General features: G+C 69.6%; 15 protein-coding genes. 5 read left to right on the top strand and 10 right to left on the bottom strand.

From position 1 onward, the window contains the following. Nucleotides 1-34: 34 nt before the first annotated feature. Entirely contained in the window at nt 35-2,155 is a 2,121-nt protein-coding gene (locus KXR53_RS30335) for a protein-disulfide reductase DsbD family protein (protein ID WP_437379322.1), read from the bottom strand. 115 nt (nt 2,156-2,270) lie between these two features. Here KXR53_RS30335 and KXR53_RS30340 point away from each other — a divergent pair, with 115 nt between their 5' ends. Further along, nucleotides 2,271-2,867 (top strand): YqgE/AlgH family protein, encoded by a 597-nt coding sequence (locus KXR53_RS30340; protein ID WP_437379324.1) that lies wholly within the window; start codon nt 2,271-2,273, stop codon nt 2,865-2,867. Nucleotides 2,868-2,889: 22 nt separating this feature from the next. Here the strand turns inward: KXR53_RS30340 and KXR53_RS30345 are convergent, their stop codons facing one another. Together KXR53_RS30345 and leuC are read right to left on the bottom strand one after the other, a co-directional pair. Then, complete coding sequence (locus KXR53_RS30345; RefSeq protein ID WP_437379326.1) at nt 2,890-3,435, bottom strand: RNA 2'-phosphotransferase; 546 nt, start codon at nt 3,433-3,435, stop codon at nt 2,890-2,892. A gap of 162 nt (nt 3,436-3,597) precedes the next feature. Continuing rightward, nucleotides 3,598-5,004 carry a 3-isopropylmalate dehydratase large subunit gene (gene leuC / locus KXR53_RS30350; protein WP_437379328.1) on the bottom strand — a complete coding sequence of 469 codons (1,407 nt, stop codon included), beginning with the start codon at nt 5,002-5,004 and terminating at the stop codon, nt 3,598-3,600. A gap of 203 nt (nt 5,005-5,207) precedes the next feature. Between leuC and KXR53_RS30355 the strand changes: the two genes are divergently transcribed. Beyond that, nucleotides 5,208-5,657: a DUF2147 domain-containing protein gene (locus tag KXR53_RS30355; protein WP_437379330.1), complete on the top strand. Its 450-nt coding sequence runs from the start codon at nt 5,208-5,210 to the stop codon at nt 5,655-5,657. A gap of 4 nt (nt 5,658-5,661) precedes the next feature. On the opposite strand, the gene KXR53_RS30360 is transcribed toward KXR53_RS30355, so the two are convergent. Continuing rightward, on the bottom strand, nt 5,662-6,345 hold the full coding sequence (locus tag KXR53_RS30360) for a pyrimidine 5'-nucleotidase (RefSeq protein ID WP_437379332.1): 684 nt from the start codon (nt 6,343-6,345) through the stop codon (nt 5,662-5,664). Nucleotides 6,346-6,349: 4 nt separating this feature from the next. Continuing rightward, complete coding sequence (locus tag KXR53_RS30365) at nt 6,350-6,949, bottom strand: septation protein A (RefSeq protein ID WP_437379334.1); 600 nt, start codon at nt 6,947-6,949, stop codon at nt 6,350-6,352. A 188-nt stretch (nt 6,950-7,137) separates the two neighbouring features. Between KXR53_RS30365 and KXR53_RS30370 the strand changes: the two genes are divergently transcribed. Then, on the top strand, nt 7,138-8,625 hold the full coding sequence (locus KXR53_RS30370) for an MFS transporter (protein WP_437379336.1): 1,488 nt from the start codon (nt 7,138-7,140) through the stop codon (nt 8,623-8,625). Between the two features lie 140 nt (nt 8,626-8,765). Here the strand turns inward: KXR53_RS30370 and KXR53_RS30375 are convergent, their stop codons facing one another. The 4 genes from KXR53_RS30375 to KXR53_RS30390 form a co-directional block, all read right to left on the bottom strand. Then, the gene (locus KXR53_RS30375; protein ID WP_437379338.1) at nt 8,766-9,605 is read right to left on the bottom strand and encodes a carbohydrate ABC transporter permease; all 840 of its coding nucleotides are present in this window, start codon (nt 9,603-9,605) and stop codon (nt 8,766-8,768) included. Nucleotides 9,606-9,614: 9 nt separating this feature from the next. Beyond that, nucleotides 9,615-10,721 (bottom strand): carbohydrate ABC transporter permease, encoded by a 1,107-nt coding sequence (locus KXR53_RS30380; protein WP_437379340.1) that lies wholly within the window; start codon nt 10,719-10,721, stop codon nt 9,615-9,617. A gap of 67 nt (nt 10,722-10,788) precedes the next feature. After that, the gene (locus tag KXR53_RS30385) at nt 10,789-12,066 is read right to left on the bottom strand and encodes an ABC transporter substrate-binding protein (protein ID WP_437379342.1); all 1,278 of its coding nucleotides are present in this window, start codon (nt 12,064-12,066) and stop codon (nt 10,789-10,791) included. Nucleotides 12,067-12,191: 125 nt separating this feature from the next. Beyond that, a complete protein-coding gene (locus KXR53_RS30390) occupies nt 12,192-13,832 on the bottom strand; it encodes an alpha-glucosidase family protein (RefSeq protein ID WP_437379344.1) in 1,641 nt (546 codons plus the stop codon). 133 nt (nt 13,833-13,965) lie between these two features. Between KXR53_RS30390 and KXR53_RS30395 the strand changes: the two genes are divergently transcribed. Continuing rightward, nucleotides 13,966-15,051, top strand: coding sequence for a LacI family DNA-binding transcriptional regulator (locus tag KXR53_RS30395; RefSeq protein WP_437379346.1), 1,086 nt, complete (start codon nt 13,966-13,968; stop codon nt 15,049-15,051). 25 nt (nt 15,052-15,076) lie between these two features. Here the strand turns inward: KXR53_RS30395 and KXR53_RS30400 are convergent, their stop codons facing one another. Beyond that, a complete protein-coding gene (locus KXR53_RS30400) occupies nt 15,077-16,147 on the bottom strand; it encodes a glycosyltransferase family 4 protein (RefSeq protein ID WP_437379348.1) in 1,071 nt (356 codons plus the stop codon). Nucleotides 16,148-16,444: 297 nt separating this feature from the next. Between KXR53_RS30400 and KXR53_RS30405 the strand changes: the two genes are divergently transcribed. Further along, a complete protein-coding gene (locus KXR53_RS30405) occupies nt 16,445-18,235 on the top strand; it encodes an ABC transporter ATP-binding protein (protein ID WP_437379350.1) in 1,791 nt (596 codons plus the stop codon). The last annotated feature ends 58 nt before the right edge of the window (nt 18,236-18,293 follow it).

Here is an 18,293-nt window from a genome sequence, read left to right on the forward strand (position 1 = left end):
ATTGTGATGGGGCCGGCCCGCATCGGCCGGACGGTTACGAACTCGCGCCCCGGGCCCGCCTGAGGGCGTCCAGGACCGCCTCGGTGCTCAAGAGCTCCGGCAGCAGGATCCCGTCCGGCGCCCCCGGCCCGTACACGGCGTTGAACGGTATGCCGTAGCGGCCATGCGCCGCAAGGTAATCGGCGATCGCCTGGTCCGGATTGGTCCAGTCGGCCAGCATCGGCACCACTGCGGCCCCGCCCAGCGCGGCGGCCACCGGATCGCGGTCGATCACCAGCAGCTTGTTGACCTTGCAGGTCAGGCACCAGTCGGCGGTGACGTCGACGAACACCACCTTGCCCTCGCGCACCAGGCCGGGGATCGCCGCCCGGTCGAATCGCGTCCAGGCGATGGCCGAGGCCGCTGCTGGCGTCGCAGCGTCCGACCGGTCGAAGCGCAGCGGCAGCACCACCGCGGCCAGGGCCAGGCCGACGGCGGCCGCGGCGCCCAGACGGCGCATCGCCGTCCCGCCGCGCCACCGCAGCCACAGGACGAGGCCGATCAGCACCAGCACGGCTGCCACCGCCGCGGCAGCCATCGGCGGCACCTGGGCCGCGAGGACCGAGAGCAGCCAGGCCGCGGTGCCGAACAGGGCGAGGCCGAGCAGGGCCTTCAGCCAGACCATCCAGCGGCCGGGGCGCGGCAGCAGCCGGGCCAGGCCCGGCACCGCCGCGATCAGCAGATAGGGCAGGGCCATGCCGACGCCGAGGGCGGCGAAGATCGCGCCGATCTCGGCCGGGCCGCGCGACAGGGCGAAGCCCAGCGCGGTGCCGACAAAGGGGGCGGAGCAGGGGGTGGCCAGCAGCGTGGCGAAGGCGCCAGTCAGGAAGGGGGCGACGAGACCGTCTTTCTCCGGCCGGCCGGCGCCGCTGGCGCGGGCCGCAGTGTCCATGGCGCGGCCGGGCAGCGCCACCTCGAACAGCCCCAGCAGGTTGCAGCCGAACAGGGTGACGATGACGGCCATCGCCGCCAGAAACACCGGCTCCTGGAACTGGATGCCCCAACCGACCGAGGCACCGGCCGCCTTCAGCCCGATCGCCCCGGCCGCCAGCGCCAGGAAGGAGACGACGATGCCGGCGGCGGTGGCCAGCAGACCCAGCCGCTGCCGCCGCGGTGTCCGGCCGCCCGCCTCGACGCCCCCCAGCTTGACGATCGACAGCAGCTTCAGCGACAGCACCGGCAGCACGCAGGGCATCAGGTTCAGGATCAGCCCGCCCAGCAGGGCCACGCCCAGAATGCCCAGCCAGGCGCCGACATCCGGCGTCGTGGAAACCGCCGGTCCGACCGTCGCCTTCGCCTCTACGCTGCGCGGTCCGTCGACCAGGGTCAGGGTGACCGGGCTGCCGGCCAGCGCGGCCGGCGGGTCGGCGGCCTGGATCCGGTCGATCTCGGCCACCAGCCGGCGGCCGCCGTCGCTGGGGACGATGCGGGGGGCGGCGAAGGCGTCGCCCGGCGCGCCCTCGACGAAGATGTCGGGCGCCTCGAAGGGCTCGCGCGCGGTCGCCTCGACCCGCAGCCCCTTTTCAGTCGCCGCAACCGGGCCGATCGCAAGGCCGGCAGCGCCGCCGTCGCCCGGCACGGCGTTCCTGAACCGGTCGATCAGATTGGCCGAGTCCGGGTCGGGCGTCGCCGCCCCGGCTGGCAGGTCGAGGGTAAAGGAGAAATTGGCCGGGATGCAGATGTCGCTGCACACCAGCACCGTCGCGGCCAGGGACAGGTGCTGCGGCTGCCCCGCCTGCGCCACCGGCAGGGTCAGCGGGAACACCACCTCGGTCTCGTAGCCATAGGTCTCGAGGCCGAACAGCTGGAACCGGTGCGGCGCCGGATACGCCAGCGCCGGGGTGCCGAGATTGTCCGAGCCGCTCCAGTCCAGAGCCGGCGGCAGCCCGGCATCACCGGGGGAGCGCCAATAGGTCTTCCAGTGCGGATCGAGCCGGATGTGCAGCCCGGCCGGGATCGCGGCCAGATCGCCGGTGCCGTCGACCGCCGTGACCAGCCGCGCCGACGCGCCCTTGGCCTCTTGCCACGGCGTGGCCGCGGCATCGGCCGGGCCGGGCCGGGCCAGGGCGGCGAGGCCGAGCGCTGCGGCGAGCAGCAATGCGAGCCCTCGACTCATCGAATCTCCGACACCATGAAACCGCCTTTCTTTGGCCTATATAGTCGTTCGAAACCAGATCGCCGCGAGTTAGCCTAGTGTCGCGGTTGGAGCGGAAGACGGAGCAGTGGTCGGGATGAGTCGGGCGAAATCCTCCTCGGGCGAAGGCATGCCGGCGGGCGGAAGCTACCTCGCGGGGCAGCTCCTGATCGCGATGCCGACCCTGGTCGCGCCGCCCTTCGCCCGCACGGTGATCTATCTTTGCGCCCATAACGAGCAGGGGGCGATGGGACTCGTGGTCAATAAGCCGTTGTCGACCATCGATTTCCCGACCCTGCTCGACCAGCTCGGCATCCCGCATGGCGAGCTGCTGGGCAGCACCCGGGTCCAGTTCGGCGGGCCGGTCGAATCGGGCCGCGGCTTCGTGCTGCACTCCACCGACTACCGGGCCGAGAAGACGGTGGTGGTCGGCGAGGTCGCCGTGACCTCGACGCTCGAGGTGCTGCAGGCGATCGCCAATGGCGAGGGGCCGAGCCGGCACCTGCTGGCGCTCGGTTATGCCGGCTGGAGCGCGGGTCAGCTCGACGCCGAGATCCAGGCCAATGGCTGGCTCACCGTGCCCTGCGACCCGGACATCCTGTTCGGCGAGGACCTGTCGGTGAAGTGGGAGCGGGCGATCGCCAAGCTCGGCATCGACCCGATGATGCTGTCGAGCGAAGCCGGCCACGCCTAGAGATCGGCTGCAGAACGCGCCTTCAGACTTCAGCCAGAAAGGCCGGCGGCACGGCCTTGGTCAGCCACACACCGTTGTCGGCTCGGTGAAAGACGAAGCCTTGCCTGTGCATCACGCCGGCGGCGACGGTCAGCACCACGGGCTGGCCGTGCCGGCGACCGACCGCCGTGGCGGTGTCGACATCCGGCGAGAGGTGGACGTGATGGCGGGAGCCGGCGACCAGCCCTTCCGTCCGGATCGAGGCCAGGAACCGGGTTGCCGTGCCATGGAACAGCTGTTCGGGCGGCTCCACCGGCTCATAGGCGATCGCGACCTCCGCCGTCGAATGCCCCTGGACCGCACGGATCCGGGTGCCGTCCGGGCTGATCGCGAACCGCTTCTTGTCGTTGGTGTCGACCACCGCCCGGATCAGCTGCTGGTCCAGCACCCGGCCGTTCGCGCCGGCGGCGGCAATCAATTCGTCGATCCCGGCCCAGCCCTCGCTGTCGAGCGAAAGGCCGATGGCCTGCGGTTCATGACGCAGGACGTAGCTCAGGAACTTGCTGGTCTCGGTCAGCCGGTCGGCCATGGCGCGGGGCTCTCGGAGGTCGGCCGCCGCGAAGCCCGCGGCGCCTCCGCAGACTATCACACCCCTTGCTGTCATTGCCGGGCTTGACCCGGCAATCCAGGGCGCGTCGAGACCTTCTGGATGCCCGGGTCAAGCCCGGGCATGACAGGAAGGATGGGCGGCTTAGTTCAGTTCGCGGACGTCGGTCAGGCGCCCGGTGATCGCCGCGGCTGCCGCCATGGCCGGGCTGACCAGATGGGTGCGGCCGCCGCGGCCCTGGCGGCCCTCGAAGTTGCGGTTCGAGGTCGAGGCGCAGCGCTCGCCCGGCGACAGCTTGTCGGCGTTCATGGCGAGGCACATCGAGCAGCCGGGCTCGCGCCAGTCGAAGCCGGCCTCCTTGAACACCCGGTCCAGCCCCTCGGCCTCGGCCTGTTCCTTCACCAGGCCGGAGCCCGGGACGATCATGGCGTAGACCGTGTCGGCCACGCGCCGGCCACGGGCGACGGCGGCGGCGGCGCGCAGATCCTCGATCCGGCCGTTGGTGCAGGAGCCGATGAAGACCTTGTCGACCGGCACCTCGCTCAGCCGCTGGCCGGGCATCAGCCCCATATAATCCAGGCTGCGGCGCCAGGCGCTGGCCTTGTTCGGGTCCGGCGCGGCCTCCGGGTCCGGCACCACGCCGGTGATCGGCGCCACATCCTCGGGGCTGGTGCCCCAGGTCACCATCGGCACGATGTCCTTGGCCTTCAGCACGACCTCGCGGTCGTAGCGGGCGCCCTCGTCCGACGGCAGGGTCCGCCAGTACTCGACGGCCTTGTCCCAGTCCTCGCCCTTCGGCGCCAGCGGCCGGCCCTTCACATAGGCGAAGGTGGTCTCGTCCGGCGCGATCAGCCCGGCGCGCGCACCGGCCTCGATCGACATGTTGCAGACCGTCATCCGGCCTTCCATCGACAGGGCGCGGACCGCGTCGCCGGCATATTCGATGACGTGGCCGGTGCCGCCGGCGGTGCCGATGGTGCCGATGATCGCCAGGATCATGTCCTTCGCGGTCACGCCGAAGGGCAGGTCGCCCTCGACGGTGATGCGCATGTTCTTGGCCGGCTTCTGCAGCAGCGTCTGGGTGGCCAGCACATGCTCGACCTCGCTGGTGCCGATGCCGAAGGCCAACGCCCCGAAGGCGCCATGGGTCGAGGTGTGGCTGTCGCCGCAGACGATGGTGGTGCCCGGCAGGGTGAAGCCCTGCTCCGGCCCGATGATGTGGACGATGCCCTGGCGGGCGTCGTTCATGGTGAAGATCGGCACGCCGAAATCGGCGGCGTTCTTCTCCAGCGTCTCGACCTGGATCCGGCTCTCCTCGTCGGAGATGCCCTTGCTGCGGTCCGAGGTCGGCACGTTGTGGTCGGGCACCGCCAGGGTGGCCTGCGGCTGGCGCACCTTGCGGCCGGCCATGCGCAGCCCCTCGAAGGCCTGCGGGCTGGTCACCTCATGCACGAGGTGGCGGTCGATGTAGAGGATGCACGTCCCGTCATCCTGACGGTGGACGACATGGCTGTCCCAGATCTTGTCGAACAGTGTCCGTGGCGCGCTCATCTCTCACATCTCCTGGTCCGGCTCCCACGCCGGCGGCCCGTTTGGCCGATGCTGGACCATAGCGGAGGGCAAACCCAGGCAAAAGCTGGAATCATTTCAAAGTTGTCACCCTCTCCGCGGTGCAAATCGGGACGATGGACAGGAGTCCGGCCCGGCCGCATCCTCGGAGGAAAGAAGCAACAACACGGGATATGGGAGTGCCCATGACCATCCGCAGCGCCGCCCTCATTCTCGGCCTGGCCGCGGCTCTGGCAGCCCCGGCCGCCTCTGCCGCCGGCGGGATCAAGGGCTTCTGGCGCACCGGGGACGGCCGTTCGGTGATCGAGATCACCGACTGCACCAACGGCATCTGCGGCCTCATCGCCGGCCTGCCGCCGAACGCCCCGGCCACCGACGTGAACAACCCGGACGAGAGCAAGCGCAGCCGGCCGCTGTGCAAGCTGATCATGCTGCACAGCTTCACCCAGGTCTCCGACACGGAGTGGGAGGACGGGACGATCTACGACCCGAAGAGCGGCAACACCTACGACGCCAAGATGCATCTGACCGGGCCGGCCACGCTGGACCTGCGCGGCTATGTCGGCATCAGCCTGCTCGGCCGTACCGAGACCTGGACGCGGCAGCCGCCCGGCAGCTTCAAGCCCTGCGGGTAGGGCTTCAGACCGCCCGCCGCGCCGCCGCCACGGCGGCCAGCCATTCGGCGGTGTCGTCGACGGCGATGTCGATATGGCCGTCGCCGGGCAGCGGCTGGCCCCAGTCCGACGGGGTGCGCACCCAGACCGTGGTCATGCCGAGCTGGTGGGCCGGCAGCAGGTTGCGGGCCATGTCCTCGACCATCACCGTCGCCTGCGGCGCCAGGCCGTAGCGGTCCAGCAGCGTACGGTAGGGGCCGGGATCGGGCTTCGGCACATAGCCGGCGGCGACGATGTCGAAGATGGCGTCGAAATGCGAGGCGACGCCGAGCCGGGTCAGCACCCGTTCGGCGTGCCGGACCGAGCCGTTGGTGAACACCACCTTCCGGCCCGGCAGGTCGGCCAGCGCCGCCGCCAGGGTCGGGCTCGGCCCGATCGCCGAGATGTCGATGTCGTGGACATATTCGAGGAACGGGCCGGGGTCGACCGCGCGCTCGTTCATCAGGCCGCGCAGGGTGGTGCCGTATTCCCGGAACAGCCGCTTCTGCAGCGCCCGCGCCTCCTCCTCCGGCAGCGCGAAATGCGACCGGATGTATTCGCCCATGCGCCGGTCGATCTGGGCGAACAGGTTGGTGCGGGCGGGGTAGAGGGTGTTGTCGAGGTCGAACACCCAGTGCTCGACATGGTGCAGGGGATCGGCCGGCCGCATCGCCTCAGTCCACCGGCTTGACCTGGTGTCGCAGCAGCACCGGCATCTGCGCCATGGCGAAGGCCAGGGTCAGCGGCAGGATGCCGAACAGCTTGAAGCCGGCCCAGAACTCGGTCGAGAAGCTGCGCCAGACGATTTCGTTGATCACCGCCAGCACGACGAAGAACACCGCCCAGCGCCAGGTCAGGATGCGCCAGCCCTGGTCGGTCAGCTCGAACACCGTGCCCATCATCAGCTTCAGGAAGTTGCGGCCGGTGGCGATGCCGGTGAACAGGATCGCGGCGAACAGCAGGTTCACCACCGTCGGCTTCAGCTTGATGAACAGGTCGTCGGCCAGCCACAGTGTCAGCCCGCCGAAGACCAGCACGAAGACGCAGCCGACCATCGGCATGATCGGCCAGCGCCGCTCCAGCCGGATCGACAGCACCACCGCCACCACGGTCGCGACCATGAAGACGGCCGTCGCCGGCATGATGCCGGCGGTCTGGTTGGCGATGAAGAACAGCAGCAGCGGCCCGGCCTCAAGCGCGAGGCGCAGGAACGGCGCCTTGTCGGCCTTGGTCTCGGCGGCCACCTCGGCCCGGGGCTCGGTCTGGTCGATCATGGCCGCACCCTAGACCAAGTACCGCGTCCGGGAAACGGGGATCGCCGGGATGCGTTGCCGCGCCCGCCCATGCCCGGTGATGATGGCAGCACTGCCGATAGCGCTCTTGTCCGACATGTTCCGCGGGCGAAGGCTAAGGATGCGGGGCGCCTTGCCGCCGCCGATCCTCGCATTCGGAACGCCGCACCATGTCCGCACCCAGTCAGGCGGCCGCCGCGCCGGCGCCGCTCGACCATGCCGCCGTCCGTTCGATCATCGTCGGGATCATGCTGGCGATGCTGTTGGCGGCGCTCGACCAGACCATCGTGGCGACGGCGCTGCCGACCATCGGGCGCGAGCTCGGCGATGTCGAGCACTTGTCCTGGGTGGTCAGCGCCTATCTGCTGGCCGCGACAGCGGTGACGCCGCTCTACGGCAAGCTGAGCGATATTCACGGCCGGCGCAGTACGCTCCTGGTCAGCATCAGCGTTTTCATCATCGGCTCGGTCGCCTGCGCCGTGGCCCCGACCATGCTGGCGCTGATCCTGGCACGGACGCTGCAGGGCCTGGGCGGCGGCGGGCTGATCTCGCTGGCCCAGACCATCATCGCCGACGTGGTCGCGCCGAAGGAGCGGGGGCGCTACCAAGGTTACATCGCCAGCGTCTTCGTCACCTCCAGCGTGGTCGGGCCGGTGCTGGGCGGGGTCTTCGCCGAGCATCTGCACTGGTCGATGATCTTCTGGATCAACCTGCCGCTCGGCCTCGGCGCCCTATGGATGACGGCAGGGGCGCTGCGCCGCCTGCCGCGGCACGAGCGCCGGCACAAGCTCGACCTGCTCGGCGCCGCGCTGATGGTCGGCGCCACCGTGGCGCTGATGACGGCTCTGACCTGGGGCGGCGTTCGCTATGCCTGGGATTCGGCACCGGTGCTGGGCCTGCTCGCCGTCTCGGCGGTGTTCTGGGGCCTGTTCGCCCTGCGCCTGCTGACGGCGCCGGAGCCGCTGGTCCCGCTCGCGGTCATGGCCGACCCCGTGGTCGGCACCGCGACCGGCGCCGCCTTCTGCGTCATGGGCGTGTTCATCGGCCTGTCGATCTATGTCCCGGTCTATCTCGAGATCGTGGTCGGATTTACCGCCGGCAATTCCGGCCTGGCGCTGATGCCGCTGATGGTCGGGACGGTCAGCGGCGCCAACCTCGCCGGGCGCTTCATGGCCCGGATGCGCCACTACAAGCGCACGCCGCTGATCGGCCTCGTCTTCGCCGCCGCGGCGCTGGCCGTCCTGGCCGCGCAGCCGGCCGCCCTGCCGATCTGGCTGGTCGAAGTCCTGCTCGGCCTGATCGGGCTCGGCATCGGCACCGTGCTGCCGGTCTCCACCATCTCGATCCAGAACGCCGTTCTGCCGCACCAGATGGGCACCGCGACCGCCGCCATGAACTTCTTCCGATCGCTCGGCGGCGCCATCGTGGTCGCGGGTTTCGGTGCCGTCGTTCTCGGCAGCGTCGCCGGGTCGGGCGTCTCGGCCGAGATGCTCGGCACGGCGATGCGGGATACCGGCGACCTGGCACCGGCCTTCCGCTGGGTCTTCGCCGCGGCGGCGGCCGGCATCGCCGCCGGCTTCCTCTTCCTCTGGGCGATGGAGGAACGGCCCCTCCGCAGCGCCGCCGCCGCGCACGCCAAGGAAGCCCTGGTGGAGTGAATGGTGTTCCGCGCCGGATCGTCTCGAAATTGAGGACGATTGTCCTTTCTAGAGACGATCATGGCATAATATCCTATTCGTCCAAACCGACTTGCGTATCGCATCCCGGCGCCGCCTCCCGGGCGCCGGGAATTTTTTGCTCAGCCTTTCACCGCGCCGGCGGTGAGGCCGGAGACGATGCGACGCTGGAAGATCAGCACCAGCACGATCAGCGGCACCGTCACCACCACCGACGCCGCCATGATGTTGCCCCAGGGGATGTCGAACTGGGTGGCGCCGGAGATCAGCGCGATCGCCACCGGCACGGTCCGCACCTCGTTGGTCAGGGTGAAGGTCAGGGCGAACAGGAACTCGTTCCAGGCGGCGATGAAGGCCAGAAGGCCGGTGGTCACCAGCGCCGGGCCCAGCAGCGGCAGGAACACCCGAAGCAGGATCTGCCGGGGCGAGGCGCCGTCGACGATCGCCGCCTCCTCCAGCTCGCGCGGCAGCTCGCGCATGAAGGTGGTCAGCACCCAGACCGAGAAGGGCAGGGTGAAGATCATGTAGCTGAGGATCAGCGAACCGAGCTGATTGTACAGGCCGGCCCAGCGCACCAGCTCAAACAGGCCGGTCAGCACGGCGACCTGCGGGAACATCGACACGGCGAGGGTCAGCATCAGGATGGTGCCGCGGCCGCGGAACCGCACCCGGCCCAGCGCATAGGCGGCGCTGACCGACAGGGCCAGGCAGATCAGCACCGTCGACCCGGCGACGATCAGCGAGTTGACGATATTGGTCAGGAAGGGCTGCTCGAGGAACACGCTGGCATAGTTCTCGAGGGTCGGCGTGGGCGGCAGCAGCGCCGTGCCGAACAGCTGCTGCCCGCTCTTCAGCGACGACACGACCGCCCAGTAGAAGGGGAACACCGTGTAGACGATGATCGCCACGACCAGGACATAGAAGAACGTGCGGCCGATGCTGCGTCGGGTGGCTCTGCTCATCGTCGCCTCCTATTTGTCGAAGCGCACGCGGCCCGCCACCATCCACAGGGCGGCGAGCACGGCGATGATGACGAACAGCAGGGTCGAGGCGGCGGAGCCGAAGCCGACATTGCCGAAATCGATGCTCTGCTGCCGGGCGAAGACCGACATGCTCATGGTGTTGATGCTGTTCGAGGTCAGCACGTAGATCAGGTCGAAGACGCGCAGCGAATCCAGCGCCCGGAACAGGATCGCCACCATCAGCGCCGGCCAGATCAGCGGCAGGGTGATGCGGGTGAAGACGCGCCAGGGCCGGACGCCGTCGACCTTCGCCGCCTCGTATACCTCGTTCGGCAGCATCTGCAGCGCGGCCAGGATCAAGAGGGTCATGAAGGGCGTGGTCTTCCAGACGTCGACCGCGATCACCGAGGCCATGGAGAGGGCGGGATCGGCAGTCCAGGCGATGCGGCTGGAGATCACGCCGAGCGACAGCAGCACCTCGTTGATGACGCCGTACTGGTCGTTCAGCATCCAGCCCCACATCTTGGCCGAGACGATCGTGGGGATGGCCCAGGGGATCAGCACCGCGGCCCGCAGCAGGCCGCGCCCCGGCATATGGGCGTTCAGCGTCATGGCGATGATCAGGCCGAGAATGGTCTCGATCGAGACCGACGCCGCGGTGAACAGCACCGTGTTCCAGACCGAACGCCACCACACCGGATCGACCAGGAGACCCTGCCAGGAGAAGATGCCGCTGGTGTCGACGTCGTAGTCCACCGGCTTGTTCTGGTCGATGTCCCAGAACCGGCCGTCCTCCGGCTTCCACACCAGGTTGGCGCCGGTCGGGTCGTAGAAGACGTAGTAGCCGCCCAGGGACTCGTCCCAGTCCGCGCGGTTCGGGCCGTAGAACAGGTAGTTCTCGAAGCCGACCAGGCGGGTCGGCCGGTCGGCCTTCAGCGTCGCATCGGTGAAGCTGAGGGCGACGGTCCGCACCAGCGGCCAGCCGGCGACCAGCGCCAGCACCAGCAACATCGGGACCAGGAACATCCAGGCGGCGCGGACGCGCTGCCGGCTGAGCGCCGAGGCGGACGACGCGGCACGGGCGGCGTGGACGGTGGTCGAGGTGGCGACGGTCATGGGAGTCCTCCCCGATGTGTGGATGGTGCGGGAGGGACCGGCGGGTGGCGCCCGCCGGTCCGCGCCGTCACCAACGGCCGCCGCGGCTCAGCCGGTTCAGGTCCTTCTGCAGCTGCGCCAGGTTGGCAGCGCCGTCGCCCTGCTTCGACAGGGTGTTGTGGACCGCGTTCCAGAACAGGGTCGAGACCTCGTTGTAGCGCTCTCCGGTGATCGCCGAGGGGCGCGCGACCGCGCTTTCGAAGGCGGCCTTCAGCTGGGCGAAGAAGGGCTGGGCCTTCAGCACCTCCGGGTCGTCGTACAGTGCCGGGATGGTGGTCTGGAAGGTGGCCTCGATGGCGCGGCGCTTTTGCTCGTCCTTGCCGGTCAGGTAGAGGACGAGGTCGGCGGCCTCCTTCGGATGGGCCGAGTATTTCGACACAGCCAGGTTCCAGCCGCCGAGCGTCGCCGCGTGGCGGGCACCCTCGCCGTCGCCCTTCGGCAGCGGGGCGGTGGCGACCTTGTCCTTGACCGGGCTGTCGCCGGAATTGACCAGCGAATAGGCGTAGGGCCAGTTGCGCATGAAGGCGGCGTTGCCGGACTGGAACACGCCGCGGGCATCCTCCTCCATGTAGTTCAGCACGCCGTCCGGAGCGATCGTGCCGATCCAGGAGGCGGCGAGGTCCAGCGCCTTGGCCGCCTGCGGGTTGTTGACGGTGATCTTGCCGTCCTGGCCAACGATGGTGCCGCCGCCGAAGCTGACGATCCATTCCAGCGCGTCGCAGGTCAGGCCCTCATACGCCCGGCCCTGGAAGACGAAGCCGAAGAAGCGGTCGTTGCCGGCCTGGCGTTCGCCTTCCTGGATGGTCTTGGCTGCTTCGGTCAGCTCGGCCCAGGTCTCGGGCACCTTGAGCTTGTATTTATCCAGCAGGTCCTGGCGGTAATACAGCAGCCCGGCATCCGTGAACCACGGCAGGGCCAGGAGCTGGCCGTTGCGGGTCAGCCCTTCGACGATGGTGGGGAAGTGCTGGTCGATCGTGGCCTGGTCGACATAGGGCTTCAGGTCGATGAAATGGCTGCCGATGATGGCGGGCCAGATGACGTCGATCTGAAACACGTCGATGTCGCCGGACCCGGCGGTCAGGATCTGCTGGTAGAGGGCGAGCTGGTCGGACGTCGATTGCGGGGCGGCGACGACCTCGACCGTGTTGCCGGTCTTCTCCGCCCAGGCCTTGGCGCCCTGCTGGCACTGCGGCTGCTCGGCGCCGGCCGAGCCGCAGGAGATGGTGACCTTGACCCCGGCCGCCTGGGCGACGCCGCCCGCCAGGGCCACGGCGAAGGCGAGGGGAAGGATGGCGCTCCTCGACATGTCTCCTCCTTCTGCTTTTGGCAGCGGGAAGACCGGCGGGTCCCCCGCGCTCGTCTTGGGCAAAGGGTGACTCGCCAGGCCGGCCCTGGCGAGTCGAAACGAAATTATTCTTGAACCGAACGTTGTCAGGCCGCGCTTCGTTCCGGCTGCGCCGCCTCGGCCGCCAGGGCGCCGAAGAAGGCGGTATAGGGCGGCAGCGCCACCCGGCCGTTGTCCAACCTGGCGCCCAGCCCGGGCGCATCGGTCGGCGCGATCTCGGCCGGCGGCGCGGTCCAGATCCGGGTCTCGCCGGTCAGGTTGAAGACGCAGAGCAGCCGCTCATCGTCCAGCCGCCGTTCGAAGGCCAGGACGCCGTCGGCGGTGTCGAGGAAGCGCAGCGACCCGGTGGCGAAGGCCGGGCGGGTGCGGCGCCAGCGCAGGAACTGGCGGGTGAAGGCCAGGGTGGAGGCGGGGTCGTGCGCCTGCGCGCTCACCGCCAGGCGGCGATGCGCGTCGGGGATCGGCAGCCAGGGCTCGGCGGTGGAGAAGCCGGCTTGGCGGCCCTCGGCCTCCCACGGCATCGGGGTGCGGCAGCCGTCGCGGCCCTTGAACTCCGGCCAGAAGGTGATGCCGTAGGGGTCCTGCAGCTTCTCATAGGGCACGTCGGCCTCGGGCAGGCCCAGCTCCTCGCCCTGGTACAGGAAGGCGGTGCCGCGCAGCGAGGTCAGCAGCGCGATCAAGAGGCGCGCCAGCCGCGGGTCGGCCTCGGCGCCGCCCCAGCGCGACAGCACGCGCTTGACGTCGTGGTTGGAGAAGGCCCAGGACGGCCAGCCATCGGCCGTCGCCTGCTCGAAGGCGGTCAGCGAGGTGGCGATATGCGCCGCGCTGAAATTGTCGTTCAGCAGGCTGAAATTGTAGGCGGTGTGCAAGAGGTCGGCCTGGACGTATTCCGCGGTCCGGCCGATCGGGTCGTCGTCGCCGATCTCGGCCACCGCCATCTTGTCCGGATAGCGGTTCATCAGCTCGCGCATCCGGCGCAGGAACAGCAGATTCTCCGGCTGCGACTTATCGTATTGGTGGAACTGCATGTAGTACGGGTTGTCCAGCCGCTCGTCCCCCGTCGGCGTCCGGTCGGCCGGCTTGCCCGGGTTGTCGCGCAGCAGCCGGTCGTGCATGTAGAAATTCGCGGTGTCCAGGCGGAAGCCGTCGGCGCCGCGCTGCAGCCAGAACTCCAGCACCGACAGCACCGCCTCCTGCACCTCGGGGTTGTGCAGGTTCAGGTCGGGCTGCTGCACCAGGAAATTGTGCATGTAGTACTGGCGGCGGCGGGTGTCCCACTGCCAGGCCGAGCCGCCGAAGATCGACAGCCAGTTGTTCGGCGGCGTGCCGTCCGGCCTCGGGTTGGCCCAGATGAACCAGTCGGTCTTGGGGTTGTCGCGGCTCGACCGGCTCTCGGCGAACCAGGGGTGCTGGTCGGAGGTGTGGCTGATCACCTGGTCGATGATCACCTTCAGCCCCAGCGAATGCGCCTTCTCGACCAGCCGGTCGAAATCCGCGAGTGTGCCGAACATCGGGTCGACGTCGCGGTAGTCCGAGACGTCGTAGCCGAAATCCTTCATCGGCGACTTGAAGAAGGGCGAGATCCAGATCCCGTCGACGCCGAGATCGGCGATGTAGTCGAGCTTGGCGGTGATGCCGGCCAGGTCGCCGATGCCGTCGCCATTGGTGTCCAGGAAGCTGCGCGGGTAGATCTGGTACATCACCGCGCCACGCCACCATTCGCGCATTCAACCCCTCCGCATCTTCCCCCCTGCATCCGATCCGCGATTCGCCCGCCGTCGCGATCATCTGAATGCATTCAGTTCATACGGTAGCGGGTCTTTCTTGATCGATCAAGAGGGAGTCCGCTAGGCTGTCCCGATGAGCGACGGAACGGAGAAGCGGCGGGGCACGCTGCTGGACATCGCGGCGGCGGTCGGCGTTTCGCGCACCACCGTCTCGAACGCCTTCAACCGGCCGGACCAGCTGTCGGCCGAGCTGCGCGAGCGGATCATGGCGACCGCCCGGGCGATGGGGGTGCATGGCCCCAACCCGGCGGCGCGGATGCTGCGCACCGGCCGGGCGGAGGCGATCGGCCTCTTGTTCCACGAGACCCTGCCCTTCGCCTTCGACGACCCGGCGGCGGTCGGCATGCTGCGCGGCGTCGCCAGCGCCTGCGAGAAGGCGCGCTCCGGCCTCCTGATCCTGCCGGCGGTGAAGAGCCCGGCCAGCCGCAGCGCGATCTACCGGGCCGCGGTCGACGGCTTCCTGGTCTACGGCTTCCTGAAGGGGGCGGAGGCCTGGACGCCGCTCCTGCGCCGCGGTCTGCCGGTGGTCGCGATCGACAACCAGGTGCCGGGCGGGGTTCCCTTCGTCGGCATCGACGATCGCGGCGCCGCCCGGCGGATGGCGCAGCACATCCTGGGCCTGGGCCATCGCCGCTTCGCCGTCATCTCGCTGGAATCCGCGGTCGACGGCTATGTCGGGCCGCTCGACGCCGCCCGCCGGGCGAAGATGACCTTCCGCACCAGCGCCGATCGGCTGGACGGCTATATCGAGGCGATCGCCGCCGCAGGCATCGACCCGGAGACGGTGCCGGTCGAGGAGCGGCCGGCCTCCAGCGAGGCGCATGGCCGCGACGCCGCGCTCTCGCTGCTGCGGCGGGAGCCGCGGCCGACCGCGATCCTGGCGATGAGCGACCGGCTGGCGATCGGGGCGATCGAGGCGGCGCGGTCGCTGGGCCTGAGGGTGCCGGAGGACGTCTCGGTCGCCGGCTTCGACGACATCCCGCGCGCGGCGCTGGTGCGGCCGGCCCTGACCACGATCCGCCAGCCGCTATTCGACAAGGGCGCCACCGCCGCGCGGCTGCTGCTCGGCGCCGTGGCCGACGGCGCCGCGCTCCCGGCCGAGCGGCATCTGCTGCCGACGGAGCTGGTGATCCGCGGCTCGACCCGCCCGCCGGCGTGAGTGCGGGCGGGGCGGGTGCCGCCCCTCAGTTCGCGACGGCGCGCAGCACGGCCGGCTGGGGCGCCGCGGCGGGCTGCAGCAGCCCCTCGTAGATCGCGAGATAGTCCTGGGCCATGCGGCGTGCGGTGAAGCGCTGGTCGAACACCTCGCGAATGCGGGCGTTCGACAGCTCCGGCAGGCGCTGCACCGCCGCCACCGCGCCGATCTCGTCCTCGACGATGAAGCCGGTGACGCCCTCGTCGACGACCTCGGGGACGGAGCCGCGGTTGTAGGCCACGACCGGCGTGCCGCAGGCCATCGCCTCGATCATCACCAGCCCGAACGGCTCTGGCCAGTCGATCGGCACCAGCAGGCCGATGGCGCCGCTCAGGAAGCCCGACTTCTGCGAATCGTCGATCTCGCCGATAAAGTCGACATGGGGGCTCCTGGCCAGCAGCGGCTTGATCTCGGCGTCGAAATACTCCTGGTCGGCCTTGTCGACCTTGGCCGCGATCTTCAGCGGCAGGCCGCTCTTCGCCGCGATCTCAATCGCCCGGTCGACCCGCTTCTCCGGCGCGATGCGGCCGAGGAAGGCGAGATAGCCGCGCTCGGCTGGCACGGGCGACAGCAACTGCGCCGGCAGGCCGTGATGGACGGTGGCGATCCAGCCGGCCTTCGGCATCGGCCGGCGCTGGGCGTCCGAGATCGACACCACCGGGACGTGCTGGAACGTCTCGTAGATCGGGTGCAGCTCCGGCATGTCGAGCCGGCCGTGCAGCGTGGTCACGAACGGGGTGTCGCCGCGGCTGAACAGCGAGAACGGGAAATAGTCGAAATGGCAGTGGATGACGTCGAACTCGTCCGACCGCCGGTAGACCTGCTCCAGCATGTGCATGTGCGGCGCGATCCAGTCGCGCACCGAGGCGTCGAGCCGCATGGCGCGCGGCCAGGAGGCCTCGAGACGGGCAGAGGTCACCGAATCGCCGCTGGCGAACAGCGTGACGTCGTGACCGAGGGCGACGAGCTCTTCCGTCAGGAAGGACACGACGCGTTCGGTGCCGCCATAGAGCTTCGGCGGAACCGCTTCGAACAGCGGGGCGACCTGCGCGATTCGCATTAAGATGGAACTCCCTCCGCAGCTAGGGGTTTGTCTGACATCAGCGGCGGTGCTGCGGCGCAGCAATGCCGTGCTGCTCTTCTGGAGCATCCGGGACAACGGGCACTCGATCTGCACAGACAATCGGGAAGGGAAAAGGTTCCGACTCCGATCCGATAATGTTGTGTGGGGAAGTCCACAATTGAGGTGCAGTGCAACAGCACTGGCATCTTGCCGCCTTGCTGAAGCAGGACTCGCGCGGAGGGGAAGATGCGCCCCGCCGTCGCGGTCAGAGACAACGCAGAGGATCTGATGGACATGACGGCGTCTACGCAGACGCGCCATCTGGAAGGCTTCCGGAACCGGCCGATCGGTTTCATCCTGCACTATGTGCGGCAGGAAGCCGCGTCGCATGCGGTGGTGATCGCTTCGGTCGTTGCCGCCGTGGCCTGCGCGATCGGGTCGCAATACGCGATCAAGCACCTGGTCGACGTGCTCGCCCTCGGCAATTCCGGCATGATCTGGCTGGCCTACGGCCTGCTGGTCGGCCTGATCCTGGCCGACAACATGCTGTGGCGCGTCGGCGGCTGGGTGGCCAGCCGCGCCTTCGTCGCGGTCACCGGCGCCGTCCGCCGCGACCTGTTCCGGCACCTGACCGGCCACGCGCCGAGCTACTTCGCGGACCGGTTGCCGGGCATGGTCGCGGGCCGCGTCTCCGCCACCTCGAACGCCATCTTCACCACCGAAAGCATGTTCTCCTGGAACGTGCTGCCGCCCGCTCTCTCCCTGGTCGGCTCGATCTGCGTCCTGGCCACGGTCGACCCGGCCATGGCCGCGGTGCTGGTCGCGGCCTCAGTGGCGCTCTCGATCTTCATCTATCGGCTGGCCAAGCGCGGCGGCCCGATCCACCGCACCTACGCCACCGAGGCCGCGAAGGTCGACGGCGAACTGGTCGACGTGATCGGCAATATGGGGCTGGTGCGTCTGTTCGGCGCGACGTTCCGGGAACAGGCGCGGCTCGCCGACCGCATCGGGGTCGAGCTCACCGCCCGCCAGCGCAGCCTGCGCTACATGGAACGGCTGCGTCTGATCCATGCGGCGATCACCGCCGTCCTGACCGCTGGCCTGCTCGGCTGGGCGCTGCTGCTGTGGCAGGCGGGGCGGGCCACGCCCGGCGACATCGTGCTGGTCTGTTCGCTCGGCTTCGCCATCCTGCACGGCACCCGCGACCTCGCGGTGGCGCTGGTCGACCTGACCCAGCACATCGCCCGGCTGTCGGAAGCGATTTCGACCCTGCTGGTGCCGCACGACCTGCCCGACGCGCCGCATGCCGAGCCGCTGCCGGCGCCGAAGCACGGGGGCGGCGTGCCGATCGCCTTCGAGGGCGTCCGCTTCGCCTATCCCAAGCGGGCGCCGATCCTTGACGGCTTCGACCTGCGGATCGAGCCCGGGCAGCGGGTCGGCCTGGTCGGGCTGTCCGGCGCCGGCAAGTCGACGGTGCTGACGCTGGTGCAGCGCTTCTACGACATCGGGGCCGGCCGCATCCTGGTCGCCGGGCGCGACATCCGCGATCTGACCCAGGAGAGCCTGCGCCAGATCATCGGCGTGGTGCCGCAGGACATCTCGCTGTTCCACCGCAGCGTGCGCGAGAACATCCGCTACGGCCGGCCGGACGCGACCGACGCCGAGGTGCTGGCCGCGGCCGAGGCCGCCCATTGCCGCGAGTTCATCGAGGCGCTGCCGGAGGGCTTCGACACCGTGGTCGGCGACCGCGGCGTCAAGCTCTCGGGCGGCCAGCGGCAGCGCATCGCCATCGCCCGCGCCTTCCTCAAGAACGCGCCCGTGCTGCTGCTGGACGAGGCGACCTCGGCCCTCGACAGCGAGTCCGAGCGGGCGGTGCAGGAGGCGCTGGACGACCTCATGCAAGGCCGCACCGTGATCGCGATCGCCCACCGCCTGTCGACGCTGCAGCGCTTCGACCGGATCGTGGTGATGGAGGCGGGGCGCGTCATCGACCAGGGCACCCCGGCCGCCCTGGCCGCCCGCCCCGGCGTCTACCGCACCCTGCTGCAGCGCCAGCTCGGCCACGAGGAGGCGCACGCGGCCTGAGCCGGGTTCGCATCGGCCGCCCCGGCGTGATATGCAGCCGAGGCGGCCGCCCTGGCCG

The sequence above is a fragment of the Inquilinus limosus genome, from assembly GCF_051487185.1.
Lineage (GTDB): Bacteria > Pseudomonadota > Alphaproteobacteria > DSM-16000 > Inquilinaceae > Inquilinus > Inquilinus limosus_F.

What these genes read in the sequence shown, in the direction of transcription:
- KXR53_RS30335 (WP_437379322.1), bottom strand. Translation starts at nt 2,155, where the DNA reads ATGAGTCGAGGGCTCGCATTGCTGCTCGCCGCAGCGCTCGGCCTCGCC.
- KXR53_RS30340 (WP_437379324.1), top strand. Translation starts at nt 2,271, where the DNA reads ATGAGTCGGGCGAAATCCTCCTCGGGCGAAGGCATGCCGGCGGGCGGA.
- KXR53_RS30345 (WP_437379326.1), bottom strand. Translation starts at nt 3,435, where the DNA reads ATGGCCGACCGGCTGACCGAGACCAGCAAGTTCCTGAGCTACGTCCTG.
- leuC (WP_437379328.1), bottom strand. Translation starts at nt 5,004, where the DNA reads ATGAGCGCGCCACGGACACTGTTCGACAAGATCTGGGACAGCCATGTC.
- KXR53_RS30355 (WP_437379330.1), top strand. Translation starts at nt 5,208, where the DNA reads ATGACCATCCGCAGCGCCGCCCTCATTCTCGGCCTGGCCGCGGCTCTG.
- KXR53_RS30360 (WP_437379332.1), bottom strand. Translation starts at nt 6,345, where the DNA reads ATGCGGCCGGCCGATCCCCTGCACCATGTCGAGCACTGGGTGTTCGAC.
- KXR53_RS30365 (WP_437379334.1), bottom strand. Translation starts at nt 6,949, where the DNA reads ATGATCGACCAGACCGAGCCCCGGGCCGAGGTGGCCGCCGAGACCAAG.
- KXR53_RS30370 (WP_437379336.1), top strand. Translation starts at nt 7,138, where the DNA reads ATGTCCGCACCCAGTCAGGCGGCCGCCGCGCCGGCGCCGCTCGACCAT.
- KXR53_RS30375 (WP_437379338.1), bottom strand. Translation starts at nt 9,605, where the DNA reads ATGAGCAGAGCCACCCGACGCAGCATCGGCCGCACGTTCTTCTATGTC.
- KXR53_RS30380 (WP_437379340.1), bottom strand. Translation starts at nt 10,721, where the DNA reads ATGACCGTCGCCACCTCGACCACCGTCCACGCCGCCCGTGCCGCGTCG.
- KXR53_RS30385 (WP_437379342.1), bottom strand. Translation starts at nt 12,066, where the DNA reads ATGTCGAGGAGCGCCATCCTTCCCCTCGCCTTCGCCGTGGCCCTGGCG.
- KXR53_RS30390 (WP_437379344.1), bottom strand. Translation starts at nt 13,832, where the DNA reads ATGCGCGAATGGTGGCGTGGCGCGGTGATGTACCAGATCTACCCGCGC.
- KXR53_RS30395 (WP_437379346.1), top strand. Translation starts at nt 13,966, where the DNA reads ATGAGCGACGGAACGGAGAAGCGGCGGGGCACGCTGCTGGACATCGCG.
- KXR53_RS30400 (WP_437379348.1), bottom strand. Translation starts at nt 16,147, where the DNA reads ATGCGAATCGCGCAGGTCGCCCCGCTGTTCGAAGCGGTTCCGCCGAAG.
- KXR53_RS30405 (WP_437379350.1), top strand. Translation starts at nt 16,445, where the DNA reads ATGACGGCGTCTACGCAGACGCGCCATCTGGAAGGCTTCCGGAACCGG.